General features: G+C 41.1%; 36 protein-coding genes. 4 read left to right on the top strand and 32 right to left on the bottom strand.

Annotation, left to right across the window (positions count from 1 at the left end; translation table 11 throughout):
* Window positions 1–6: 6 nt before the first annotated feature.
* A complete protein-coding gene (locus EGM47_RS14675) occupies window positions 7–189 on the top strand; it encodes a hypothetical protein (protein ID WP_124981590.1) in 183 nt (60 codons plus the stop codon).
* Here EGM47_RS14675 and EGM47_RS14670 read toward each other — a convergent pair.
* Window positions 176–622 carry an Hsp20 family protein gene (locus EGM47_RS14670; protein ID WP_124981589.1) on the bottom strand — a complete coding sequence of 149 codons (447 nt, stop codon included), beginning with the start codon at window positions 620–622 and terminating at the stop codon, window positions 176–178. The genes EGM47_RS14675 and EGM47_RS14670 overlap by 14 nt on opposite strands.
* Before the next feature lie 168 nt (window positions 623–790).
* Between EGM47_RS14670 and EGM47_RS14665 the strand changes: the two genes are divergently transcribed.
* The 3 genes from EGM47_RS14665 to EGM47_RS14660 are packed head-to-tail and all read left to right on the top strand — an operon-like array spanning window position 791 to window position 2,506.
* On the top strand, window positions 791–1,294 hold the full coding sequence (locus EGM47_RS14665; RefSeq protein ID WP_164510912.1) for a hypothetical protein: 504 nt from the start codon (window positions 791–793) through the stop codon (window positions 1,292–1,294).
* Between the two features lies 1 nt (window position 1,295).
* A complete protein-coding gene (locus tag EGM47_RS16385; RefSeq protein WP_164510911.1) occupies window positions 1,296–1,760 on the top strand; it encodes a DUF6322 family protein in 465 nt (154 codons plus the stop codon).
* Window positions 1,761–1,807: 47 nt separating this feature from the next.
* Window positions 1,808–2,506, top strand: coding sequence for a hypothetical protein (locus EGM47_RS14660; protein ID WP_164510910.1), 699 nt, complete (start codon window positions 1,808–1,810; stop codon window positions 2,504–2,506).
* Here EGM47_RS14660 and EGM47_RS14655 read toward each other — a convergent pair.
* From EGM47_RS14655 to EGM47_RS14510, 31 genes are all read right to left on the bottom strand, one after another.
* Window positions 2,406–3,200, bottom strand: a complete 795-nt coding sequence (locus EGM47_RS14655) for a hypothetical protein (RefSeq protein ID WP_124981587.1) — start codon at window positions 3,198–3,200, stop codon at window positions 2,406–2,408. The genes EGM47_RS14660 and EGM47_RS14655 overlap by 101 nt on opposite strands.
* Window positions 3,175–3,789, bottom strand: coding sequence for a hypothetical protein (locus tag EGM47_RS14650; RefSeq protein WP_124981586.1), 615 nt, complete (start codon window positions 3,787–3,789; stop codon window positions 3,175–3,177). The genes EGM47_RS14655 and EGM47_RS14650 overlap by 26 nt, the downstream gene beginning before the upstream one ends.
* Window positions 3,786–4,022, bottom strand: coding sequence for a hypothetical protein (locus EGM47_RS14645; protein ID WP_124981585.1), 237 nt, complete (start codon window positions 4,020–4,022; stop codon window positions 3,786–3,788). The genes EGM47_RS14650 and EGM47_RS14645 overlap by 4 nt, the downstream gene beginning before the upstream one ends.
* Window positions 4,023–4,025: 3 nt before the next feature.
* Complete coding sequence (locus EGM47_RS14640) at window positions 4,026–4,328, bottom strand: DUF6450 domain-containing protein (RefSeq protein ID WP_124981584.1); 303 nt, start codon at window positions 4,326–4,328, stop codon at window positions 4,026–4,028.
* A gap of 23 nt (window positions 4,329–4,351) precedes the next feature.
* A complete protein-coding gene (gene regA, locus EGM47_RS14635; protein WP_124981583.1) occupies window positions 4,352–4,783 on the bottom strand; it encodes a translational repressor RegA in 432 nt (143 codons plus the stop codon).
* Complete coding sequence (locus EGM47_RS14630) at window positions 4,780–5,172, bottom strand: DNA polymerase clamp loader subunit A (protein ID WP_124981582.1); 393 nt, start codon at window positions 5,170–5,172, stop codon at window positions 4,780–4,782. Before EGM47_RS14630 ends, regA begins: the two co-directional genes overlap by 4 nt.
* On the bottom strand, window positions 5,147–5,854 hold the full coding sequence (locus EGM47_RS14625) for a phycocyanobilin:ferredoxin oxidoreductase (RefSeq protein WP_124981581.1): 708 nt from the start codon (window positions 5,852–5,854) through the stop codon (window positions 5,147–5,149). Before EGM47_RS14625 ends, EGM47_RS14630 begins: the two co-directional genes overlap by 26 nt.
* Window positions 5,844–6,695: a DNA adenine methylase gene (locus tag EGM47_RS14620; RefSeq protein ID WP_124981580.1), complete on the bottom strand. Its 852-nt coding sequence runs from the start codon at window positions 6,693–6,695 to the stop codon at window positions 5,844–5,846. The genes EGM47_RS14625 and EGM47_RS14620 overlap by 11 nt, the downstream gene beginning before the upstream one ends.
* Complete coding sequence (locus EGM47_RS14615) at window positions 6,692–7,309, bottom strand: putative 2OG-Fe(II) oxygenase (protein WP_124981579.1); 618 nt, start codon at window positions 7,307–7,309, stop codon at window positions 6,692–6,694. Before EGM47_RS14615 ends, EGM47_RS14620 begins: the two co-directional genes overlap by 4 nt.
* Entirely contained in the window at window positions 7,306–7,941 is a 636-nt protein-coding gene (locus EGM47_RS14610) for a putative 2OG-Fe(II) oxygenase (protein WP_124981578.1), read from the bottom strand. Before EGM47_RS14610 ends, EGM47_RS14615 begins: the two co-directional genes overlap by 4 nt.
* A gap of 129 nt (window positions 7,942–8,070) precedes the next feature.
* Entirely contained in the window at window positions 8,071–9,012 is a 942-nt protein-coding gene (locus EGM47_RS14605) for an AAA family ATPase (RefSeq protein WP_124981577.1), read from the bottom strand.
* The gene (locus tag EGM47_RS14600) at window positions 9,012–9,743 is read right to left on the bottom strand and encodes a DNA polymerase (protein WP_124981576.1); all 732 of its coding nucleotides are present in this window, start codon (window positions 9,741–9,743) and stop codon (window positions 9,012–9,014) included. The genes EGM47_RS14605 and EGM47_RS14600 overlap by 1 nt, the downstream gene beginning before the upstream one ends.
* Complete coding sequence (locus EGM47_RS14595) at window positions 9,736–10,044, bottom strand: DUF3310 domain-containing protein (RefSeq protein ID WP_124981575.1); 309 nt, start codon at window positions 10,042–10,044, stop codon at window positions 9,736–9,738. The genes EGM47_RS14600 and EGM47_RS14595 overlap by 8 nt, the downstream gene beginning before the upstream one ends.
* Entirely contained in the window at window positions 10,044–11,138 is a 1,095-nt protein-coding gene (locus tag EGM47_RS14590; RefSeq protein WP_124981574.1) for an AAA family ATPase, read from the bottom strand. Before EGM47_RS14590 ends, EGM47_RS14595 begins: the two co-directional genes overlap by 1 nt.
* A gap of 26 nt (window positions 11,139–11,164) precedes the next feature.
* On the bottom strand, window positions 11,165–11,713 hold the full coding sequence (locus tag EGM47_RS14585) for a pyrimidine dimer DNA glycosylase/endonuclease V (protein WP_124981573.1): 549 nt from the start codon (window positions 11,711–11,713) through the stop codon (window positions 11,165–11,167).
* A complete protein-coding gene (locus EGM47_RS14580) occupies window positions 11,710–13,923 on the bottom strand; it encodes a hypothetical protein (RefSeq protein WP_124981572.1) in 2,214 nt (737 codons plus the stop codon). Before EGM47_RS14580 ends, EGM47_RS14585 begins: the two co-directional genes overlap by 4 nt.
* Before the next feature lie 81 nt (window positions 13,924–14,004).
* The gene (locus EGM47_RS14575; RefSeq protein ID WP_206052189.1) at window positions 14,005–15,705 is read right to left on the bottom strand and encodes an AAA family ATPase; all 1,701 of its coding nucleotides are present in this window, start codon (window positions 15,703–15,705) and stop codon (window positions 14,005–14,007) included.
* A 14-nt stretch (window positions 15,706–15,719) separates the two neighbouring features.
* Window positions 15,720–15,989 (bottom strand): DUF3110 domain-containing protein, encoded by a 270-nt coding sequence (locus tag EGM47_RS14570; RefSeq protein ID WP_206052188.1) that lies wholly within the window; start codon window positions 15,987–15,989, stop codon window positions 15,720–15,722.
* A complete protein-coding gene (locus EGM47_RS14565; RefSeq protein ID WP_124981570.1) occupies window positions 15,986–17,011 on the bottom strand; it encodes a metallophosphoesterase in 1,026 nt (341 codons plus the stop codon). Before EGM47_RS14565 ends, EGM47_RS14570 begins: the two co-directional genes overlap by 4 nt.
* A gap of 2 nt (window positions 17,012–17,013) precedes the next feature.
* Window positions 17,014–17,484 (bottom strand): sigma factor for late transcription, encoded by a 471-nt coding sequence (locus EGM47_RS14560; RefSeq protein ID WP_124981569.1) that lies wholly within the window; start codon window positions 17,482–17,484, stop codon window positions 17,014–17,016.
* A gap of 46 nt (window positions 17,485–17,530) precedes the next feature.
* A complete protein-coding gene (locus EGM47_RS14555; RefSeq protein WP_124981568.1) occupies window positions 17,531–17,953 on the bottom strand; it encodes a methylamine utilization protein in 423 nt (140 codons plus the stop codon).
* On the bottom strand, window positions 17,946–19,406 hold the full coding sequence (locus tag EGM47_RS14550; protein ID WP_206052187.1) for a DEAD/DEAH box helicase family protein: 1,461 nt from the start codon (window positions 19,404–19,406) through the stop codon (window positions 17,946–17,948). Before EGM47_RS14550 ends, EGM47_RS14555 begins: the two co-directional genes overlap by 8 nt.
* Complete coding sequence (locus tag EGM47_RS14545; RefSeq protein ID WP_124981566.1) at window positions 19,393–19,797, bottom strand: recombination mediator protein UvsY; 405 nt, start codon at window positions 19,795–19,797, stop codon at window positions 19,393–19,395. Before EGM47_RS14545 ends, EGM47_RS14550 begins: the two co-directional genes overlap by 14 nt.
* Window positions 19,798–19,820: 23 nt before the next feature.
* Window positions 19,821–20,393, bottom strand: a complete 573-nt coding sequence (locus tag EGM47_RS14540; RefSeq protein WP_124981565.1) for a hypothetical protein — start codon at window positions 20,391–20,393, stop codon at window positions 19,821–19,823.
* A gap of 156 nt (window positions 20,394–20,549) precedes the next feature.
* Complete coding sequence (locus tag EGM47_RS14535) at window positions 20,550–20,906, bottom strand: hypothetical protein (RefSeq protein ID WP_206052186.1); 357 nt, start codon at window positions 20,904–20,906, stop codon at window positions 20,550–20,552.
* Window positions 20,887–21,048 (bottom strand): hypothetical protein, encoded by a 162-nt coding sequence (locus EGM47_RS16380; RefSeq protein ID WP_164510909.1) that lies wholly within the window; start codon window positions 21,046–21,048, stop codon window positions 20,887–20,889. Before EGM47_RS16380 ends, EGM47_RS14535 begins: the two co-directional genes overlap by 20 nt.
* Window position 21,049: 1 nt before the next feature.
* Window positions 21,050–21,232 carry a hypothetical protein gene (locus tag EGM47_RS14530; RefSeq protein WP_124981564.1) on the bottom strand — a complete coding sequence of 61 codons (183 nt, stop codon included), beginning with the start codon at window positions 21,230–21,232 and terminating at the stop codon, window positions 21,050–21,052.
* 170 nt (window positions 21,233–21,402) lie between these two features.
* A complete protein-coding gene (locus EGM47_RS14525; RefSeq protein WP_206052185.1) occupies window positions 21,403–22,731 on the bottom strand; it encodes a hypothetical protein in 1,329 nt (442 codons plus the stop codon).
* Window positions 22,732–22,780: 49 nt separating this feature from the next.
* Window positions 22,781–23,827: a hypothetical protein gene (locus EGM47_RS14520; RefSeq protein WP_124981562.1), complete on the bottom strand. Its 1,047-nt coding sequence runs from the start codon at window positions 23,825–23,827 to the stop codon at window positions 22,781–22,783.
* A 51-nt stretch (window positions 23,828–23,878) separates the two neighbouring features.
* Window positions 23,879–24,526, bottom strand: a complete 648-nt coding sequence (locus tag EGM47_RS14515; protein ID WP_124981561.1) for a primosomal protein — start codon at window positions 24,524–24,526, stop codon at window positions 23,879–23,881.
* The gene (locus tag EGM47_RS14510; RefSeq protein WP_124981560.1) at window positions 24,501–24,758 is read right to left on the bottom strand and encodes a hypothetical protein; all 258 of its coding nucleotides are present in this window, start codon (window positions 24,756–24,758) and stop codon (window positions 24,501–24,503) included. The genes EGM47_RS14515 and EGM47_RS14510 overlap by 26 nt, the downstream gene beginning before the upstream one ends.
* Window positions 24,759–24,762 lie beyond the last annotated feature (4 nt).

Genomic DNA, 24,762 nt, shown 5'->3' with positions numbered 1-24,762 from the left:
CAGTATATGTCCATGAAATTGTTGTCGGTGCTTAAGCACCCAGTGACCCAATTCAATTTGATTGTCCTAGGAGTGCTAGGACTCATTCAGATCATACACACCCATGCCCACTATAAAATGGAGATGGATGTGCATGCATACTGTAAACAGAATGCAGAGTGGGTAGAGTCCCAGTCTACTGAATATTAAATACCTTTCTCTTCTGATGCTCTGGGACAATTTTTGTTAGTGTCACAGAGAGTAATCCATTATTAAATGATACGTCCCCTACCTCTACGTCATCGCTTAGATTAAATCCTCTAGCAAATGTCCTTGCTGCTACACCTCTATGGATGTATTCTTGCTTGTCTGTGTCATCCTTGTCAACGGATCTGATCGTTAGCACGTTTGTTTCTGTAGCTACTTCAATCTGGTCTCGATCCCAACCTGCTAGTGCTAATTCGATTCTCCATGTAGTGTCAGACTCTTTTACAATATTATATGGAGGGTATTGTGTCTGTGGAGACCCAATTCCATACGCATGTAGTCTATAAAATAGATCGTCAAACCCTACACTGTAGCGATTTGCTGCATCAAAAATTGCATCGACATCCTTAGATGTCCACTTTGTTAGTCCTGTCATAATTCTCCTTTAAAAGCGAGTTTTGTTGTGTGATCCCCGAAGGCAATCACCTATATTTAGCGTCTATCACTACGTTTTGTATAGGGTAATACCCGAAAGAATATTTGGTAACAACCGTCTAAAAATAAAATGCCTAAATAGAGCTAGCACATCCCTCGCGAGGATAAAATGAAAAAAATTTCAGCAGTGCTTTTCGGAATGTTTATGTTGACCGCACCCGCACAGGCGGATATTACGCATCGCTTGTCCAGTAGTGTACAACTCACTGTGGATGCAGCTGCAACAAATGTACAGAGAGTCGGTAGCTCATATGCTGTTACAGGTAACAATGTTACCACACAATATACACCTTCTGGTGGTAGTGCAACAAGCTCCATTGGTGCCCTTACTATCTCCTCAGGCGTTGGAGCGATTCCTTCATTGTCAGCGACCCAAGCAACTGCAGGGGAAAGTTTCAGCTTCTCTCAAACCTTCTATCAAGGTGATGCTCTAGGTTCTAGTGCACCGACAGTTGGTCAAGTACATAACTTCAGTAACCAGACAAGTACTGCTGCAGGTACTGCAGGCGATCTAGCTGGTACTATTGATTCATCATCAACGATGGGTCTAACAGCTGGAGGAGCAGGCACATCTGCGACTGGACAATTCACTAGCGAGATCCTAATCAAGTAGGATGATAAAGAGGTTTACTATAGGCATGTTGTTACTGTGTAGCAGTGCTGCACAGGCAGTGCCTGTAGTACCTAATTTTCAGCAAGGCCAGATGACTAGCCACACAGAAACTACTTCTGAAGTGACAGAAATTATAAATTCGATGGATTATTCCACAGGATATACATATAGTGTATCAGGCCATGGCGTAAAACCTAGCGATAATAGTGCTATTACGCCCCAGAATTCAACAAGCATAGGTGTCACTGCTCCCCAAACATCTACATCTAGTAATGGAATTAATTCGACATGGACAGGATTGAATCTCGACCCAAGCAACAGACCCACATGGGTACAGTCCACACCTGGTGGAAACTTCAGTTTCATGGAGACGTATCACGGACCAGGTCTTCAAAATCACACGATCATAGAAAGAACAACAAAAATTCAAAGCGTAACAGATACCACAAGTATCTTTACCCAGTAATAGCAGCTCTCTTTGCTGCTCCTGTTAACGCTGAAACAGTAGGTGGTGTGTCTGCGACAGCAAATCCAGTCGCGAATAGTTCTGGCTCAGTGACCAACCAGGCAATTCAAGTTTTACAAGGTCCGTATATACAAAATGGTTATGGTGATGGCATTGTGTGTCAGGGACCTACCGCCAATATCACACCATATGTCACAAGAAATACTTCATGGAATTTTCCATATGAATCGCATTATGATGATCCAGTGTACAACATGCTTGACCTTGTTGGTGACTTTGATGACAGTGGCAACCCGATACCAGATGGAATACCAGACAAACCTGGTGAAATTCTCTACCATCGCAGGATCAGGACAGGTCAGAAAGATAACTACAACTGGAATGCAGGTTTCTCTGCCACTATTTCGTGGCCACTAGATAGAAAAGCACAAGAGTTGTGTAAGGAAGCTGCAAAAAATCACAACGAATTGCGTGAGCAAATCCTTGCTAACCGTAGATTAGAATTTGAGCTTACAAGACTCACCAAATGTGGTCAGTTAGCTCAGGATGGTATTACTTTCGCTAGTTGGAGTCCTTACTTTAATCTATGTAAGGATGTGGTAGTGCAACCTAAGGTTATCCAAGGTGTGCCACATACACATAGTATTAATTCTTCCTCTTCAAAGGTGGTAAACCCCTCTGGGAACGGTAACGATCCGTCCTCCGTTCTGAAAGAGATAAGTATCGGGAATTCTTCCCAGAAGTAAGTTTTTTCATTACCTTCTTAACAGCAGGTTTCACAACCTTTAGTAGTAAATCTGCTAAAGGTTTTGCTAATAGAGCAGAAGTTGTTGCAACTACAGCAATGGATGTTGTAGCCATTACTGCTCCTGCAGTAGGAATATTACCAACAATCTGATCAGGTACAGATACCTTGATCTTTATGGGGACACATTCAACCGTGTCTCCATTTTTTATGAGTTTATACTCGACAATCTTTTGATCACCAATTACTGTGCCCACTGGCTCCTTCGCTGCTTGAATCTCAGTAGGACATTCTTGCTGTACAGTCTCTGGTTTGGATATGTTTTTAGGCACCTCTGCAGGAGGCACGTCTGCTACAGGAGGCTCCTTATATACAGGCACAGGTGCCTTGTATTCATACTGTATTTTACTAGCATCATAGTCTATAGGTGTGAAAGACGGTGTGCCTGAGTCACATAGGACTCTGGTGCCTTTAGTATCGTCTTGTCTTAGTTGATCCTGTAACTTACCAGTGGTTGATTGCTCCTTATGATAGGTAACACAACCAGGTATATTAATAATTGGCGTGCCAATCTGTGAGGTTATGGGGTGCAGGTTAGGTAAAACCGTAGGCACCTCCCTTAACCACTCAGGAGTATAAATTTGAGGAATATTTCTTACTCCTACGTCTCTAATCTGTAGATTCGGTATCGACATCTTCTTGACATGCCTCACTAAATGATGTTGCCATCTCACCACCAATCTTTGCACCTTGGTCGGCACCGCCTAACGCAACCAACCCCGCCAATACAGGTCCGACAAATGGTATACCAGAAACAACAGGGGCTGCTGCAGCACCCATACTAGCTCCCACCACACGACCTGTTTGTGCTCCACCGCCCTCCGACTTGATGCATTCGACCGCACGGTCGTCGAGCTTTTTTGCCGAGAAACCTGCTACACTCCCATCTTGCCAAGATCTATGGTTGGAAACTGCACCACCTTGGTTAGTCTTACCATCCATTACATACTCCTCAACAATCTGATGCTTGGATTTACCAAATCCTAAGAAACCACTCGGCTTAGTGATGTCCTTAGTGATGTGCATCGTCTTTGGATCGTTAGCAGTGTAACTCATTTTGTATCCATCCTTGGATGCTGATACAACATATGAGCTATATGGTCCTGTAGGTGGTTGGATTACAGGTATGTTGTTTTGCTTAGAGATCATCCCAATCATACCGATATGTCCAATGCCAATCAAAGCACCGAGACCACCCGCAAACCATTTAAGAGGACTATTCATCTTCCTGGTAGGGTAGGAATAGCAGGTCCAGTTGCCTTAGGAATCTTTGGCACCTCTGCATCAATAGCAACAGGAAGTGCATCAGACAATAGCTCCGTAATAGCACCTGTAACACGAGACTTTACATTCTCTTTGATTGCTTCTCTCTGTAGATAAGCATATCCACCTGTGCCTACAATGGCAAGAGAAACAACACCTGCGAAGAGAGCAAGTCCGTCAATAATTTTTCTCATAATTTACTCCTTTTCTTTTTTGGCAACGTATTCCACAGTGTATGTGGTCTTAGCACCTGCACTTGGTTTCTGATTGTCACCATTCTTTTTGGTCGTGGCGACTCCAAAAGTAGCTAGTGTTCCTGTGAAGACTGAAGCTATAAAAGTTGGATCAATATTGGTCTTTGCTAGACCTGGCACCTGTAAATAATTAATTGTCAGGATAGCCGCGGACCACCCAAGGATAGTAAGACGCACCAAAGTGGCGACACCTTCATCCAGTAAGTCAAACTTTTTTTCTTTGTTTGGCTTAGAGGTTTCAGCCATGAATCTAAGTGTAAGTACTCTATTTAGCTACTTAGAGATTCCACTGGTTGTTTTTTCTTTCCGATATTATATTTCGACTCTAAAGACCATTCCCCTTTGTCCTTATATGACAAAACTTTGATCTGATTAAGGGGTGCTAACTCTACATCATCGACTGGTGCGACAACTCCAATGAGTCCCCAGTCAGATAACAGTCTAGCGATACGATGTCTTCTCTGTACATCATTCTTAGTCATGTTTGACGGTTTACCATCTAGTGCAAACAATTCTTTGAAGTGTACTATGTAATACTTGCCCTTCTTATGAAGGATATGGCACGATTGATATAGTTTTTTCTCTTTACGAGAAGCTACACCGATCCTAGTAAGGGTTTCTCTAACTTTTAGGAAGTCATCTGGTTCTTTTAATGTAACCTCAACCATCATGCTAGGAGACCAAGAGATCTCATCACTCATTTCATTCCTCCGCTATTCAATTTAGACCTAATAACTTGGATTTCTTCCTTGTTTAGCAGTTTCAGTGCTGCCTCTGCCTTCTCCGTAGAATAGTTATAGTACTTTTTAACTAGGTCAAGATCTGGATGAGTGGACTTCTTTGCCCAAGGGGAAAACCTTTTAGATTTCCTAACACTATGTATAAAAAAGTTATATTGCATGTCCTTATCCAGTGTGCTACCAAGGCGATTCATCTCATTGGAATGCATGATAGTGTCAATAAAATATGACAGTGCTTTGTTGACCATGAATGCAGGATAATGTCTCATATACCCCTCATCTTGGGTATAATCTGCATTCTTTAGGTTGATTGAGTTAACGTAGTCAAAGGGATTGTAGTCTGCGGACATTTGGTTTATCAAATAAAATTTCATTAATGTAGTTGTCTGCCCATGCCTCATCAAACCACTGTGATAAGACCGCTTTCGTCTTTTTATTCTTTCTTTGTGAATTACAGTAGTGACACTGGTCATCTATCCTATGCATGATAGGCACCCATTCTCCTAGTGTGCCATTGTCATCATCATACTCTGCATTTTTGATGCAATCAGTCATTACTTTGAGGTATTCACCAGTTACACCTAGAAAATCCTCTCTTGCCTCAGGGGTTTTTAACCTAGCAAATTTACAGAAAGGAGAGAAGACATCCTCTGCCCACAGTGGTAGCATTCGCCAGTCATCAAACGTATATCTTGATGAAATTGGTGCTAATTTAGCACCTAAATCGACACCTGTGACAGGTGATATGTCAACTATAGCAGCAGTAACTTGTGTTGGTGTTTCTATTATATCACATCCAAAGATAGGGATGCGATACTTAGGAATAGGGTAGAAAACACAGTGCACAATCTTTAATTTCTCACCTAGAGATGCTCTCTCGATGTGCAACTTTCTCATGCCTCTACACTTCCACATCTCATTGCGGATAGTGATATCATCCTTCCGAATTAGCTTGTGTTTTGACTCTAATATCTCAATAGCAGGTAATGAAACCAGACTTTGACGTAAGAGATCTGCTAATTCATCCTGCATACATGACCTCTAGAGGAGACGCAACTTTTGCTTCGTAATTTCTGATCAATAACTCTTGTTGGTTACGATTCTTACTTCCTCTGTGCTTCATGCCGTATGTTAACTGGAAATATTCTTGCTTATATGTATCAAACCACTCTTCAATCTCTTCGTCAATATTATATGTGATCATCCACTTATGAGGACACACCTGACAGTTATCATAGAAGATTTTATGGTCAAAATCCTTGTGCAATTCAGCGTTTGTGCCATACAAATATGATTTGATTTTGTATGGAGGATCTAGAAATACAAACACGTCACCACTATGATCATGATCATCATTCATGACCTCTGAATAGTCCATATTAGTGATATTCCAGTGTCCTATGAGGGATCCAACTGCCTTTAGATTCTCTGCTCCACGCACAGTAAAATTCTGTTTGGATGCAGTCTTAGAGAAGGATGAATTCTCTGTCAACCCAGAATAAGAACACTTATTAAGAATCCAAAAAAGACAAGCTTGCTCAAAAGAGTCTGCTTCCGAGATATCTTCTTTGCACTGAAGAAATAAATCTTTTGCCAATAATTCATCATGATGTTGTTGCTTATAATCTATCAGTTTATCTGATAATTCTTTGTAATCCGACTGTAATACCTTCCAAAAGTTATACAAGTATCCATACAGGTCATTGACCCATACATCTGCAGTAGGATTGTCTTGAGTGAAGCGTAGTGCAACGCTACCACCACCCAAGAATGGCTCTCTAAACTCCTTACACTTAGGTGCCAACTTCAGTAATCGCTCTGCTGCTCTGGATTTGCCACCAGGATAACGGAGCGGTGTCTTAATATACTTCATAATATTTTGATGTTTGCCATCGGATAATCAAAAGGACCAGGATTTATTTTACCTGCAGGAAAAGCATTAAAACTAATGGTCATCCTGTCATAATCAAAAAAATGGCGATCAGATTCATGGACTAACCATGAAGGAAACAGAATTAGTTTACCTGCATCTGCCGAGATCTTTTCAATAGGACCTCCACGGACTTTGAGGTTGTCAGATATGACCTCCATACAGTCCATAACACGAGGATATACAGGATCATGGAAGACAGTTGCTACTCCTTTAGTGAGATAAAAAACTGCTGACACTAGAGACATATTATGTCTGTGTCGTGGGTGACCAACCCCTGATTCTGCAGGTGCAATGTTACCCCACATGAGAGAGATGTCTAGTCTCTCACATTGCAGGGCATTTGCAAGTCTATATTCTTCAAGGCACTCCTTAAACCAATCTACGAGCGGACGGAATCTCTCATTTTTGTGAAGGTTTCCACACGTCGTTTCAACTCCCTCTGGGAAATTAAACTGTTCTCGTTTCTCGGATCTAAGAGCGTCTTTAATTTCTTGAAGATCTCCTTCATAAGAAAACTCTGGGACAATAACAGGAAACAGTTGATTTATTTTCATCTAACCTCTTTTCTCTCAAGATTCATCATGGGGACATCCCATGCACCTAAATTTTGATTACCAAATGGAAAGAGATTTGCTGAGACAGTAAACCTATCTGCCATTCTATCATTAGGTTGTGACCCATGCATCAGATAACTGGGAAAAATCAACAAAGTACCAGGATCTGGACGGTAATTATATCTTGTCTCCGAGTAAGGACCTCCATCTAAATGTAATTGTGCCCACTCTCGCTGTGCTAGAGGGTCAATAAACGTGGTGGGAGTGCCACCAGTTAGATAGTATACACAACTCCAATATGACATGGGATGTCTGTGTGGAGTGTGATGATGTCCAGTCTGTTTATTCGCTCTATTTGCCCACATAGAGGTGATTTCCATCCTTTCAGCAAGGAATTTGTTATCCTTGAGGATTTCATTAGCACATTGCTCAATCCACATCTTCAACTCAGTCCACATAGGACGTTGCTCAAGGTGAGGATAGGACGTGCCAACACCACCATCTAGATTATATGCTCTATACTCCTCTTTTTCTGCTGAAAAGAGTGAGTTTCTCAACAAGTGACTACTACTGGTAAACTCCCATACTCTTACAGGAAACCATAGTTTCTCAGTATAGTTTTTATTCGGCATTTTGCACCTCTTCTTGTTGAGATACCCCCATCCATACACTTATAACTGGGACTGCAATGATACACAACCTTGCAAACCCAGTTAATGCGAGAATAATGAAGACACGTTTAGAAGATTTCCACCTGCTATTCATTTGAATTCACACCTCATCATGATCTCAGTCAAGAAAGCAACAGAGTTGATCTCCAAGTCCGCAACAAACGCTGCTTTATACTGATATTCACCAATAATAAGCACCGCCTCAGGGATAGACTGTGGCTGAAGATAATCATATAACTTATCATATATAGCACGAAACAGTAACTTGTAATCGTTATCCATATTCGTGACAATCCACTTACGCATGTTGGTAAACTCCTTGTTTTTAAGGTAACCAACAAGTTTATCGATGTTTTGGTTGCCAGATCTACCTAGAATACCAACATCAATTTTTCCTGTAGAAGAGTATGCCTGCAACTCATTAAGAGTGCGACGGAAGTCTGGGAAATACTTACCAACAACCTCTGCTACAACTTTTGCATCGTAGTCAATACCTTCTTTAGTAAGGATATCCATAACTCTTTTATGGAATGCTGTAGCAAGCACAGCACGATCCTTACCTTTAGTAGACATATCAACAACAGAGCACCGAGACTTGATAGGATCGATGATCTTGTTGATATAGTTACAAGTGAAGATAAAACGACAGTTATTCTGAAATTCCTCGATGACAGCACGGAGTAGTAACTGCACATCGGGTGTAGAATTGTCTGCCTCATCAATAATAACCACCTTATGCTTGCCACCGACAAGCGAGGAGGAAGATGCAAAGGACTTACATTTTGTGCGGACAGTATCTAAGTAACGACCTTCATCAGATCCATTAATTAGATAGTAATCCGCACCCATTTCTTCACACAGTGCCTTGGCAAGAGTAGTCTTACCAATACCTGCGGTGCCAGGCAACAGAAGATTAGGGATCTCCCCATTGTCAACGTATCCTTGGAAGACCGCACGATTGACATCTGTTAGGATACAATCAGAAACTGTCTTTGGACGATACTTTTCAACCCAAAGAAACAGTTTACTCATTAGTCTTGATCAGGCTCCAGTGCGATAAAGTAATTGAGAGATGACTCAGACAAAGAGTTGAAATTAATCACATTCTTGTCAGAGATACACACATGATATGTGCCATCAAGAATCTTAAGATTCTCAATCTTCAAGCAGTAACAGAAGTTACGCTCATGCTGAGGTTTAGTGCCCCAGAATTCTGATTCCCAGATAACTTTATCAACTGGGACAGAGAATACATGACTGTTGTCAGTCTTCTTGTCTCTAACAGAGATAGAAAGATTACCTTGGAATGAATTGACACAGAAATCAGTCACACCAAAATTGTATGCTGCTTCCTTGAGGAGTTTAAGATTCCTCATTGTCAACTCAAAGTTTACGACCTTCTCAGGAAGATTAGGATCGTAGGTCTTAGGAGGTTGGACGATAATATCAGGGTCAGACTTGACATAAGTTGCCTTACCCTTGGTTGCTTTGTCCGCAATATAAACTTTATTCTTTCCTAGGAATACTAGATGCGGTTGCTCAAACATGGAGCAAGTCTTGACAAACAAAGGCAGGTCATAGATAGGAAGATCCTCAGGAAGATCCTCTGCCATCGATGAGAAGGCAAGGATATTCTTGTTGACTGCCATTGTTGCTAGTGTCTTCTCCGAAGCTTTAATAACAATAGATTTATTAATCTCACTAAAGTTTTTTAGCAGACCAATGGTCTTTTTAGAGAGACGAATTTCAGATGCTTCATTCATGGAGTGTTGATTCAATTTGATTGTCGAGGCGAACGCGATTGCGATCGTTAAAACACATTAGAAGTATACAATAATGCATTGCCTTCATAATGTCAACCCTTGCGGTGCCTTTCTTGTCATAACGAGACAAGTATTTGATTGCGTTGGATCGGCAGAATGCTTCAGCATCACCAACTGCCTCAATCAGATCCAGTGTTTGCACACCTTCACCGTTATCTGAGGAGTAGTGTTGCTGATATGTGCCACTAATATAGGATGAGACCTCCTTCAAGATCCCATCCTCATTGTATTTGTATGCCATTACGAATTAAACAGAGTTTCTACTTGAGACATGTCTACCTCACCATCAATCTTATCATAAAGATCGAGGAATGACTGCTTTGTTTCGTCATCGAAACGGTTGAGGCAAACCTTGATTGCCTTTGCACGATCAGAGAAGATCGCATATGCACGAATGATGTGCACAAGACGACGAGTAGAGATGACTTCATCAACACCACCTTCTCTGAATGTCCTACGGATCATGTCTGCCCATGTCACAAGGTTAGCAATATATTTGTCGTCGCATGCATCCAACTCTTTGCAGTAGTTGTTAAGCATTTTTGTTTCGATAGCAGGAGTAGGATACTCTTGCTCAAATGTGAGAGGGAATCTCTCAAGGAATGCTTCGTTGAGCACGTTAGTGCCGATAAAACGACCATCGTCGCTACCTTTACCCTTCGTGTTTGCAGTAGCAATCACTGTGAATCCTTTTGCAGGTTTCACATACCTACCGATCTTCTTGAGGAAGACTCCACTACCTTCAAGAATAGACTGAAGACAGAGGATTTTGTTGGACGCAAGGTCAATCTCGTCTAGAAGGAGGACAGCTCCCCTCTCCAAAGCTTCGATGACAGGACCGTTGTGCCAAACTGTATTGCCATCCACAAGACGAAACCCACCAATAAGATCATCTTCGTCTGTTTCAATGGTAATGTTTACACGAATCAACTCTCTATTTAGAGCAGCACATGCTTGCTCTACACCCATAGTCTTACCGTTTCCTGACAAACCTGTGATGAATGCAGGATAGAATACTTTGGACTTGATGATCTTTTTGAGATCAGAGAAGTTGCCGAAGGGGACAAAGTTGGTATCTTTAGTTGGAATCAAGCGATCTTGGACTGGTGTTGCTTTGTATGACTTCTCAAGAGTTTCCTTCTTCTCAGTAAGAGTAAGATCCCACTTGCCAATACCTTTCTTGTATTGCTTCAAGCGTTTTTTGACAGTCGCAACGGAGCAGTCAAAGTGATCTGCTGCAGCAACAAGTTGTTGGAAGGTAACTTCGTTACCGTGCTTACCAGAAAGATAAGTCTTGAGGTCTTCAGTGGTCACAGGGACAGGAGCGAATGGCATGTTTTGTATTTGTGTCTATACAGATATTATACAAGTAAAAAGTCGGCAATGCCACTCCGAGTGGACAGTATCCAATCTGGTCTACGGTCTGGTTTGCGAAGGTAATTATCGGGTGCCCATGGTTTACTAGCAACATAGCGTTTGTATGCTGTTACTGTAGAGATAGTGGTATCGTATTTAAACTCGTCAGGACCTGCAAAGACAAAAGGTGTGTGCCTAGCACTACAACCTTCGGGTGCAATATGTGCTGCGAATCGTATAGACTTTTCGCAACCATGCTCTTTATTATATCTATATGTGTATTCCTCACAAAGTGCAATACCATGCTCTAGCAACCAAGCAATATTATGTGGAGATTCTGCTACCCACTTGGTGCAAGGGTGATTACGAAAGGCACCCTTCTCTGTTTTGTATGGATCGCCATTAGACTTGAAAACCTGACCGATATTGTGATACCAGTCAGAGTAAACAATGGATAACATTTGGCATGTTTCTAATGGCATCTTAACAACGTGCTTATCTGGCAGTTGGTATGCTGCCAGATAGGGATCGTTATTAACTGCGAAGATATTCATGCAATCTGTGTGATAAAGGAAGATAGAATCTTCTTGTTGTTTGCTTTAGCACCGAGGGACTTCTTGAATGCAGTCCTGATCTGTGCATTTGTTGCATCTTCTTGGACTTCAAAGTCAGTGTTAGTCTCTAGAGATTTTTGACTGATAAGATACAACTCTTGGTAACCGTTTGTGTTAGGCATGCAAAGAGACTTTTGCTTTTTCCATGATTTGATAATGGATTCTGTTTCATGGTAGTCATAACCACAACCCCAACGGATGAAATGACCTGCATCTGATCCGTTGATTACACGGAAACCAATGAAATTGGTAGATGGGAATGCATACTTGAGATATTCAAGGAGTCCTTTAGTCAATCCTGAGTGAGTATCGTTGGTTACCTTACCATGATAACCGATCTTTCTGTCTCTGACAACTACTCGTCCGTGAAGACTTCCTCTCCAAAGAGAATTTGACTCGTGCCTAGGTTTCTGAATGATACCGATAGTGTTTGACTCACCGTCAGTCAAGGTAACAACGTGTAGTTTCTCAACACCATGTTGTTTCTTGAATGTTGGGATAAGAGTCCTGAGTGAAAGCAAGCAATCATTAAGAGGTGTGCCACCAAGATTTAGTTGGTTAGGAATAGGATAGTTGTAACCGTAGTAGTTGTAACGATTTTGGAAGTGACCGCTTAGACGGAATAGGTAGTGAGCAAGTCTCTCAAACTTCTGGTTGTTGACGTCACTAGTCAAGAATTCAATCAAACGCATTGACTGATAGATAGCAAACTGACCTGCAACTGGTGCTTTAGCGTATGCGTTGAAGTCTTCGTGGTCATGACCTCTACTATATCCGTTAGGATCACTGTCGTCACGATACTCCCAGTATTGATCACTGAATGCATATGCTACGAATGGAATCTTTGCTTTACGGCAGAAGAATGCGAGAGAAAGAAGTTGCTTCACAGTCTGATGAATCTGTTGATGCATAGATCCAGACCAGTCAAGAGTAAAGATTAGACCGTGATTCTTACCGTCAGGTGTGGTTGTAATCTTTCTGAAGATATCGTCGTTGTATTTGTATTGGAAAAGTTTTGTAGTATCTAGGACACCAGTCTTGGAAACTGAAGCACGAGCATATGCTGCTGCAGATTTCTTACACTCAAACTCTTTAACCATGTAGTTGACTTCTTTGTTGATTGACTTACGAAACTCTCTGTAATCTTCGTCAATTTTAGTGAAGTCAATAGGAGCATAGCAATCATGATTAGGATCTGTATAGCAATCATTTGCCCAGAATCTATCACAATCATTTGTCCACTTGTCATGTGGCACAACGATGTGCTTAAGGTTTACCTCAGGGACATCAGCATATGTTGGGTGTGCATACTCATGAGTCTCTGCAAGATCTTGTAGATTCTCTGCAAAATTCTTGTCAGTTACACCGTCGCTGTAGTCATAACCACCTTCCTTTGTAGAAGTGTCACCTTCATCCCACTCTGACTCTTCACCTTGGTCACCTCTCTCAGACTGATTCTGAGGAGAAGGATCATCACCTTGACCTGACTCATCAGATTCTTGTGGTTTATCCTGCTTTTCTTGGATAACATCCATCTCTTGACTGTCACCTTGCTCATCACTAGAAGAAGGCATGTTGTCAACCTTTTCCATCTCCTTCTCTTGATCTTGAGACCAGTCATAGATCTCTTTAGCAAGTGCACATACATCTTCAAAAGACTTACATGTGTCTGCCTTAGCAACCCACTCATGCTCACCTTCAACAAAAGGAATAGGTTTAGTGTGATCAACAACACCGACCTTGTAGTGTAGATTGATACGGTCGATTAGTTTTAGTTTAGGAAGATCCATTACATTGACACCGAAGAAGTCTTTGTCATTCAACTCACGGTATCCTGCAAAGAAATCTTTGCGAAGACCTGGAAACTTATCCTTCATCAACTTCTCGATACGCACATCCTCAAGGATATTGACGTAAGACTTAGGGATATCATAGGTATTTTCCCACTCATCTGCAGGTGTATATAGAGCATGACCTACTTCATGACCCACAAGCATGTCGTAAACGCTCTCAGAAGCGATCCAGAGGGGCAGAGAGAGGACACGATTCTTCACATCGAAGGATGCTGTCTCGCACTTACAATGCTCAACAGTTAGATTCTCAGTAGCGAGGAGTTTAGCGAGTGTGCCTTTGATGTCGTTTGTGTCCATGTGTCGTTGTCTTGTATATACACAGTATAATAAAAAACCCTCCACTTGGAAGGGTTATGCGACCACTTTGTCAACTGTCCACTAAGGGTTATCCCTATACTTAAGGGATGAGAAGTCACTCTCCTTGACAAATTCAATACTAGACTCAAATGCGTCAACTAAGATATCAATCATTTTGTGAGAGATAACGTATATATTTGTGTTATCGCTCATTCTTCGCAAGATTTTGAGTAAATCAGTAGTAGCGTTAGCATCAAGACTAGAATCAAAGACTTCATCCAGTAGCAACAGATTAGTTGCTGTAGAATTCTTCATCCTAGCAATGTCTCTCCATGTAAACAGGAGTGCTAGGTCAATCTTCTGCTTTTCTCCTTCAGAGAATGATGCATATGAAAAGATGTCTCTATGTCTACTCTTAATTACCTCATTGAATTCCTCGTCAAGAGTAAAATTGACATAGAAATCCATATCCTGCAGGTATTTATTGATATGTTGGTTAATAATAGGGATAAACTTCTTAATAATCTTACTCTTGATACCATTATCACGCAACAAGGTGCTGACCACTTTGTGATGTGACTCCTGTGCATTGACATCAGCACAATCTGCCACCGTTTTATCCAATTCTTCCTTGTATTGTGCTAATTTATCCTGCTCACACTCAAATTCTACTGTATTTGTCTTCTTTCCTTTGATTGCATTGAGTCTAGATGCAATAGTTTTCTTCTCTTTGTTGTATGCTTTGAGGTCTCCTTTGAGTCTTTGGTAAGATTCTGCCATCTTAGTGTCTTCCTTGACCTTTTTATCAAGTTTTGACAAGACTGTTTCCATTTCTTCCAGTTTTTTCTGGTAGTCTTCGTCTTTTACAGTAAATGCCTCTACCTTTTCCTGTTTAATAGTCTCACTAATGGTCTGTGTGCAGGTAGGACAACTATCATTCTTAAGGAAAAAGTCTAGATCAGACAAATTCCTAGTAACTTTTGTCTTTACGGACGTAATATACTCTCTCATCTTGCCATATTGTGCCTGTGATGAGGCAGAGGAGGCAAGTTTGTCAGTCAGATCACGCAATGATGTTTCTGTGTCTGCGATATTTTTTTCTACAGTAAAGTTTTCCTCCTTCAATGCCATAAGTTGTGATGCAAGATCCTCTTTATGGGACTTCATCATGCTTTCCATGCGTTGCACTGTAGCATTCTGCATGTCATATGTCTTTTGATGGAGTGAAACTGTATGCTCACACTCTTTTACTTCATTTCTAATGTCTCTCAAGCGATCCTTGAGCAACAAATTCATGCGTGAGAATACTTTGATGTCGAGGAGGTCTTCAATAACATCTCTTCGATGTGGAGCACTAAGTTGCATGAATGGAACAAAAGTGCTACTCCCAAGAATAACAACCTGTGTGAAAGATTTAAAATTAAACTTGAGTATCTTTTGCTCAAGATACTTTTGGTAGTCATTGTTTGCTGCAGTCTGGTCAATAAGAGTGCCGTTACGATAAATTTCAAAGACATTTGGTTTGATTCCCCTAATTACTTTGTATTTCGCTTGACCAACTCTAAACTCACACTCAACCACACACTCACGCTCGTTGATTGTATTCACCAACTGAGACTTAGTAATCTTTCTGAATGGTTTATTAAACAATACGAAGCACAGAGCATCAAGCATTGTAGATTTGCCTGCTCCATTCGCACCATATACGACTGTTGATCTGAATTCTTCCAGATTTAATTCAGTGAATCCATTTCCAGTAGATAGGAAATTTTTCCACTTCACTTTTTCAAAAATAATCATTCTATAACGGAAGGGGGAGGCACAACAAAATCATTCTCGGTAATTATACTATACCGATACCCATGCTGTCTACAGTTAGCAATCACATCTTTACGAGCAACCTCTGCTACTTCTAGATCTCTGGGAAAATCGACAGACATAAGCATCTCATGATACCTATCAGCATCGTCCTCTAGCTGAAAAATCTGCACGATACGCTCATGGGACTTATCATCCTTAACAGCGTATACACCGCCAGTTTTCTTTTCGACTAGGACATACATCATACTTCTACCGATTCAACATATAGATTCTTTAAGATAGCAAAGATCTCTTCTTTATGTGGAAGCTCTTGGACACACGTTTCCAATATGGTTAGCGTATCTTCTACTTCTACATCAGTTACATCTTCAAGGATGTAAGTATTGTCTTCAATAATTTTCAAGTCTGCTACACCCGCACATTGGATGTAACGAATGGTCTGGTCAAATTTAGCTTGGTCAGTCCTCTGGTCTACGATAAGTTTAACGTAGGTGTTAGTAAAATCAAGTCCTTTGATTTCTTCCAGAGTATCTTCATTGTAGTAGATCTTGTGGAAGATCTCATATGGATTCTTATAAAATTTCAGTGCCAGAGTATCTGTATTTATGAGATGAAACCCTTTTTTCTGACCGTAATCATTCCAGTAAATTTGATTCGGGTTACCGAGATACTGGACATTCTTCTTCTTACTCTTTAAATGGAAGTGTCCTGATAAAACTTTATCAAACTTGGAGTATTGGTCGGCATCATCCCCATGTGACATAATAACGCCAGGTATAGCTTCAAAACCAGTAAGCTCGAGATGACCCACACAGAGAGCAGCCTCACTAGTCTCGATCGCTCTTGCGGTAGCATCTCTGTTTTCATCACAGACCCAAGGAATACAACATACAGGCACACCGCCGATATTGTAGTCACCAGGTACGTCAATAATATTAATGTTGTCATAGTCTTTTAGGAGAAGACTAGGTGCATTGACCTTGAGAGTATTCTTAAAATAAATATCATGATTACCAATAAGCATATGCATAGTGACACCACGATCACGGAGTGGATTAAACCACATCTCCTTTGCTGCGTCCAGACTATTGTAGTTAATAGTCTTTCGCTTATCGAATGTGTCACCGAGACAAAGAATCTCAGTGATGCCCTCCTTATCAATTAGAGGGAGGACAACCTGAGTATAAAATAATCTATATTTCTCTAGGAAAACTAAACTGTCATTGCGAACACCAAAGTGTTGATCGGTTATGACCAATACTTTCATAATTAACCTCGCATAGTTGTTTCAATTCTAGCTTTGATTGAATTCATCTGAGCATGATCATCTTTATTATCAGTTGAGAATACCTCATCGTATCCGCTCTTCTCAATCAACTTGTCTTTGATATCCATCTGTCGCTTTTCTTTTGCGATACGACGGAGAAATGCATAATACACTATCTGTGTAAAATATGCAAATGGATTCGTAGACTTTGCAGGATCAAAGTTATCAATATACTGTACACAATTCTCAATCCCATCACAGATCATGTCATCCTTATACATGTAATTAATAAAGTTAGGACGATATGATAGATGAGTGGCAATCTTTAAGAAGCACTCTCCAATATAGTTTGGGATTCTTGGTTTAGGTAGATCAAATTCAGCAGCATGCTTGACGTCCTTGCGGTATACCACGAGCTCGTCTAGAAACTTCTTATTATCTACATAGTGTTGTTTTTTCGCTTTCCGTGGCATCTATTGCTTCCGAATATCTTAAGTATACACTAGTACATACTTAACGTCAACCTGTGTTACGCCATTGCTTCTCTAATTTCTTACGGAAGTCATCTACCCTACCAATGAGTCCCATGGATTCATTGACTGGTGCCTTATAACCTTCTTCAGGACCTCCATATTCTCTTCGTAACCACATGCGATACATGGCAATAGAGTCATCACTCATAGGAGCAACACATATCACATCAGGCTCACGAATCAAATAAAAATCTTCTTCACTAAACATCATCCATTTAGTAAATCCTACAGCGAGACCTTGTGCTTTACCATCACTAACAGGTGTTGCATGTGGTTTAGCAGGATTGGATACAAAAATTAGTGTATCTCCATGATCATCAGTTGCGATCATAGGACCGAGCAACTCTTCCCCAGACGTCAACTTAATGACACCGTAGAATTCTTGATCGTGTTGGATGTAGTTAATCATTTTTGAATCTTACTTTGGTGATTTCATAGTCAAACTCTTCAGACTCGTATATTTTCATCCTTTCTATAAGATGTCTGAAGGTGTAGTTATGATATGACCCCTTAGTGCAATCGTCGGCAATGTCGTAAAGAGTTGCTTGTGATTTGTTTTTTCCTTTCCTCAAAACTCTACCGATTGACTGTAGGTTTCGGACTCTAGATTTAGAGGGACTGGCAAATATCACATTATGCAAGTTGCGGATATTAATACCAGTAGAGAAGGTGCCATAGCTTGCTACTATTATAGCATCCTTTTCATTTTCGGTTATCCGTCTTGCCTCTTCACGGTCTTCAGTATCGATACCTCCGTGTATAAAGAAGATTCGACGTGTAGTATTGTAACTATTTATCAGATTATGAAGAGGCTCACCATGCTTTTCAACGTAATTGAATAGAATTAAGGTGTTGCCAACCGTATCTAATGCCAGTTTAGCGATAAATTTATTACGTCTCTCGTGCATGCATAGGTATTCTATCTCCTGTTGATAGTAATCAAACGGCACCCATCCATGTTTAAGTAATATAACATTTACTTTGAGTGGTGTAAGGTGTCCTTTCTTTTGTAGATCCTTAGTCTTTGTGACTTGATCCACGCTACCAAAGAGACCTTCCAATACTAGTTGGTGTGTTTGTAAACCATCTAGTGTCCCTGTCAGACCAACACGGTATTTTGTATCAACCATCTTAGTGAGGATACCTGACAATGATTTTGCTTTGTATAGATGTGCTTCGTCTCCTATAACAGCATCAAACCTATCAAAGAATTTTTTACCTTCCTTGTATATACTCTGCCATGTAGATATAACTACAGGACTGTCAACATATTTCTCTTTCCCTGCTCTAATCTTATGGCAGTAAGCACTTGCTTTCCAACCATAAGTCTCAAAATCTTTATACAACTGCTCTACCAGTGATGTGGTAGGCACAATAATTAATACCTCTAGTCCTTTCTGCAGATACCAACGGACTAGTGCATATATGATCAGGGATTTTCCTGATCCTGTGGGGGATAATAGTAACTTCCGACGCGACTTAAGTGCTGAATATATGCCTCGTAGTTGGTAGTCCCTTGCTTTGAAAGGGAGACCCAGAGACCCAACAAAAGTCTTTGTGCTTTCAGGTGTGACATAATCCTCGGTTTCTTCTGGGATACCGTAATGATCATCTAGTTTGATCGTATACTGATAACCCTTGTTAATAAAAAATTGTTGTAGGTAATCATATAGTCCTACATAGATTTCACCAGTGCCAGGTGAATATAATCTTATCTTACCATCCCATACACGCTTCTTGTAGTGAGGCATAAACTTTGCATTAGGGACATCAAAGCAAAAATACTCTGATAACTCCTTGTGTATATGCTGCTCAGTCTCAACCTTTAAATATACTTCATTCTTTTTCTTAACGTATGTCATAGTATTTGATGATGTCAAATGCATTCTTTATCGAGAAACCTCTAGAGTCAATCTGTTTAAGAATCCTCTCACAACAATTTATACACGTTTCAAGGTAGTGTATCTTTGCTGTAAGTCTGCATAAATCATCATCACCGTCCATGTATACAGACAGATCTCCTTTCATAACCTTGTAAGGAAATGCTTTGCCATCCTCGTCGGTTTTTTTACCAGAATAATATTGCCACTTCTCCAACCGCATTACTTTTATATCTCTTTCTGCCTCGGATAACATGAGACGAAATTGATTTAACCATCGTAAATACTTGGAGTGCAACTTAGCAGTCTCCAAAGAGTCGTTAGCAAGAAGCTCAGGCAACTCCCTATGGAGCTCAGAGTCCTTCTCCCACATCTCTTCAATTTTATTAAGATTCACTATTCGTAACTAGCAGAGCGTACGTTAGTTTCACCACTCTGAATCTCATACAAGAGGTATTTAAAGGTGGCGGTCGCTGTTGCGTACTGTGTGCCATCTATTGTAGCATTAAAATCCAATCCTTGCAATGATACAGGGAATAAACCTTTAAATACTACGTTAAAATTAGCGTTGAAGTTTGAATTCAAGACCGTCATAGACGCATCTGCAGAAATAAGATCCCAGTCTCTTCCATCATACTGGAATCTATCTTTCATGAATTTAATAAACTCTGTCCTTTCTGCACCTTTCTCAGGGACACCGAGAGCACGCAACCAGTTGTGTAAGAGAAGATAGTTTTCCATATCCTCATCTATAATGAAAGACATTTCAAAGTCTTCATACTGGAATGTGCCTTCCAAAGGTAACTGACGTCCATACCTTGTGGATTGCATTGGTTGTGTGATTGTGACGGCAGGAATAGCAGCAGACTGAGAAAAGTACACTACCTTAGGAAACTTAGGCATCACCATCTTGAATCCTATTGGTGATAGAAAGTTTCTATTCTCGATCTGTTTATTCCAAGTCGTCATTACATTGGTGCGTATGCAGGAACCATGATACCGCCTTCGGGATCATCGTCGTCGTCATCATTATTTATATCGAATAGGTCAAATACAACTTTAAGCACGAAGTGTGCGAATAGTCCTACTGTAAACCCTTGTATAATTTTTATTAAAATAATACTATTATCGTAATCCATATCTGGTGATTGGTGCGAGATCATGCTTGACCGCATCCACCACCTTATCTAAGATATCGATATCAATCCCCATGAATGGAGGTATGATACCCAACAACCTCAGAGTGCCGTCGAGGAATAGAGCTAAGCAAGTAAAACCTAAAATCATACTAATAACGGTTGCATCACGATTATGCTTTTTCATTGATTCTTCATCAATTCTGCGTGCCTCTTCCACGGCAGCAGCAATCATCGCGTCAACTTCTCCCTTTGTGTATGCAACCTGTCTAATTTTTTCTTCAGTCATTGTGGAGAAGTCTAATATTTCTGTATTAGGAAATTCTTTAATCAGTTTGTTGATCATTGATGTCCTTTGAATTGTACCAAAAATCTTCCCAGTCTTTAGGAGAGTCAGTGACATCCGTGATTCTGGGATGAATTTTGTTTTTCATCTTTTCGATATCCTCTAGGAGGTCATCGATGTTGTCTAAATCTTTTCTTGGCATACTATGCAATGTATTCTTGGAGCATGTCTAGGACATCGTTGAATGCTTTGTGAGCAGCATCCTTCTGCTCTTCAGTATACTCGCAATGATACGATCCGTCAAATAAGCCTTTCTTATACTTGTAAACACGAGACAGCATATCAACTTTAGTGATAATTCCTCGGGACATTACTTCATTCCTCATGCTGATATTCTCAAAAGATACAGTGCGAATAAACAGATGATCAAACCAACCATAACTGTGTAAACGAAGTCAAATGCTACCATACTCTTTGTGAGTTTTCAATATTTAGGAATATCCTAATGAAAAAGGGCGGCTTTCGCCACCCTTTGTTTCTGTATCGTGACAGTATTTTACATAAGATTGTCAACAAGGACACGTCTGTAGTAGCGGTTCTTGTTAGGATCAAGATCGCCATTACCTTGGTCTGTGCCTTCAGCGAATGGGTTTGCAACCATGCCATAACGAGTCTTAAACCCGATTTTTGGCTGGAAGGTGTCTTGACCCACAGCTCTGACCATTTGTAGGGGCACATATGGGCAGTAGAAGAGTCCTGCATCATATGCAGAGCTACCTTTGTATCCTGCGACGTAGAAGTGTCTGTCACTTACGTTTGCAGAATATGGATCAACATAAACCTTGATTCTACCGTTAAGAGTACCAGCAAGAGTGCTGCTGTTATCATCTGGGAGAAGGTTGCTGTTACCAGAAAGTGCAGGAGTGTAATCAAGCACACCAGCCATTGAAAGTGCAGATGCCACATCAGCAGAGCAGATGAGGATGTTGCCCTTCCCACGACGAGTTTCATGCCCGATAGCATTCATGTCTCTTTCGATCTGGAATAGAAGACCTTTGAATTTCTCAACAGACCATCTACCGTTGGAGTCAACGTCGAGGTCGAAAACACCTGCAGTTGCTGTGTTATTCTGTGCACCAGGTCTTGCGACTTTGTATACAGATCTCACAACTTCACGGTTGATTTCAGCCAAAACTTCAGTTGACAGAATGTTTGCCAACTCAGACTCAGCATCAAGTCCGTGAACTGCCTTAAGGTCTTGAGCCAATTCAAGAGAATACTCTGCCTTGAGTGCTCTGGACTTCGCAGTCACAGTAACTTTCTCAATGCTGAAGTTCATCTCAGCGAATTGGTTACCAGCCGCATCACCCAATGCTTCAGACTCAGCAGTTGGCATACCACCTGAGAAGGTGTATGTGCCAGAGTCGTTAAGAAGACCTGGGTTGCTTCCTGATTGAGCAGTCCTTCCAAGATCAGACGCTGCGTTTTCTGCTGAAAACTCTGAATCTGCTTCGTTGAAGAATGCTTCTGTACCGCCTGTGCGGTTAGTGCCGTAGCGTGATCTCATCGCAAAGATCAGTCCAGTAGGACCAGTCATTGGTTGTACACCTGCGATGTCGTAAGCAATCAGCTTAGGCATGGATCTCCTGATTAGGGAGATAAGTACTGGGTCGAAACCTGCGACAGGACCTGTAGCGGTGCTACTACCACTGAAACCTGCAGTGCCTGCAGACATGGTAGGAGCGGCTTCAGTCAATACGCCAGCTTCTTCCTTGATAAATCTTTCTTGGTTCTCGAGAAGAACTGCGGTAACCGCCTTTCTGTAGTTATCACCGATATCAGGGATATCGTTATGATTTAGAATGGGGTTCCACTTCTCCTGCAAGTGCTCGGAATTAAACATTTTCTGTTTTACCTAGGGATAGTGGGGTTAATTACTTTGACCAACGGGATAGAGCCTTAACATAGGCATCCATTCCTTCATTGATTGGCTCAGGATTCGCTACTTCGTTGTCCTCGGAAGGTGCAGATGCAGCTTCAGCAGACTTAGTAGAGAAATAAGACTCTCTTAGGGTATGGATCTTTTCCTTGTATGACTCAACATCATCAAACTCAACAGCCTCTGCGAGAGCAGACAGTTTTTCGCGTTGCGAAAGGGTCAGACCCTCAGACGCTTCATTCACAATCCCATTCTTAATATAGCCGCCAATCTCCTTGGTCAGAGAAACATTCTCTTCGATTGACTGGTTGAGTTTATCTTCCATTTGATCGAGTTGTGAGGTCATCTCATCAACAAGATCAAGCTTCTCGTCAGGAATCTCAATGTGATTCTCAACGAAAACTTTTTTGATTCCGTCTAAGACATTTTCTGCCATCTCATTCTTGATACCGTGCTCAATAGCAAGGGAATTGGTATCCATCCAGTTTTTAACTGAATAAGAGAGATAGTCATCAACCTTTTCTGCAAGGTCTTTCTTGACAGTTTCAATTTCTTCTTCAAGGACTTTAGCGTATTCCTCGTGCATACGATCCAACTCTTCATTGAGTCTGGATACTACCGCAGCTTCAAAGATAGTCTTTGCTTTCTCTTTGAATTCTTCGCTTAGGTTTTCGCCCTCGGTAAGTGCTTGTACGTCAGCTGAAAGATCAACTTCGATCACTTCATTCTGCACTTCGTCCTCTGCAATTACTTCACCTTCAGGTTCGTGCCCCGCCTTGACGTCACCCTTTGCTGAAAATTCCGCTTTCTGACCACTAGCATCAGACGGTTTAGTCTGAGGAGGAGTCGCACCTTTATTGACTTTGATATTAAACTTGTTACTATCATCATCAGGTTTGGAATTCATTGGTGTAGGACCACCAAGGTCTTGGATGCCACCAAGCTCAGGAGTGCCACCTTCCGTTTTAGGCATGGGGTCACCAGGTTTTGCGTTCTTGGTTACGGCGTTTTCATCCAGAGTTTTTTCTTCAATTTTAGACATCGGGGTCTCCTAAGTGTACAAAGGGCGGTAATTGCTATAGTTATTTATATATTAGAAACTTTGAAGATACTGAGCAAACGCGGAAAGTTTCCTTTCTTCCATTTGATTGCGTGTAGCGTTGTCAATTCTACGCTTAATTGTCTCAATGGTTTGCTCGTGAATTGCTCCACCTGCATATACCCATTCCTTACCTTCCATGATACCATCTACAAAGGCATCAGGTGCGGAAGGATCGGCAACAATATCTGCTGCAGTTGCAAGCATAAAGTCATCCATGACGACTTTCATGCCATTTTCTTCCTTGATTGTCCCCAGTCCTCTAGAGGAAACGCCGAGTTTTACACCTTCATCAAGAAGATTCTTGGCAATGTTACCCATAGGAGTGTCGAGGATTCTCGCTTTTCCAATAAAATTGTTTCCCTCATTAGTAAGGGATGTGATTAGGTGTGACACACGGTCGAGATTAATCGTAGGACCATCAGGATGACCCAACTCTCCGAGTGCACGTCCTTTCTTAATGTATGATTCGTTGTATTTATCAACCTCTCTTGAAAGAGTTGAGACAGGATACATCCTACCGTTACGGTTTTTGATGGCACCTTGAAGGAACACGCCCTCAATAAAGTGACGCTTCTTTCCATCCTTGCCTTCGGTAATAGTTACCTTAGCGGATTCAATTTCCTCCCTGATCAGTTTCATCGGGTGTCTCCTCTGGTTGTTCTTCTGTTTCAGTTGATGCTTCTGGTTGCTCTACCTCTACCTCTTCCTCCTCGGGAGGCTCAGGTGCAAGAATAGTCTTACCAACCTCTGCTTTTCTCGCATCGATTGCATCGACGGCAGCATCTTTCATTCCAGTAGCAACGTAATCACTCACGTCCTTCTGTCCTGCAAAAAGTGCATTAACAATATCTAAGGCTGCTTGAGTAGGCATAATT

The sequence above is a fragment of the Nonlabens xiamenensis genome (assembly GCF_003865345.1).
GTDB lineage: Bacteria > Bacteroidota > Bacteroidia > Flavobacteriales > Flavobacteriaceae > Nonlabens > Nonlabens xiamenensis.
The sequence above is the reverse complement of the archived record's forward strand: the minus strand, read 5'-3'. Positions and strand labels throughout refer to the sequence as shown.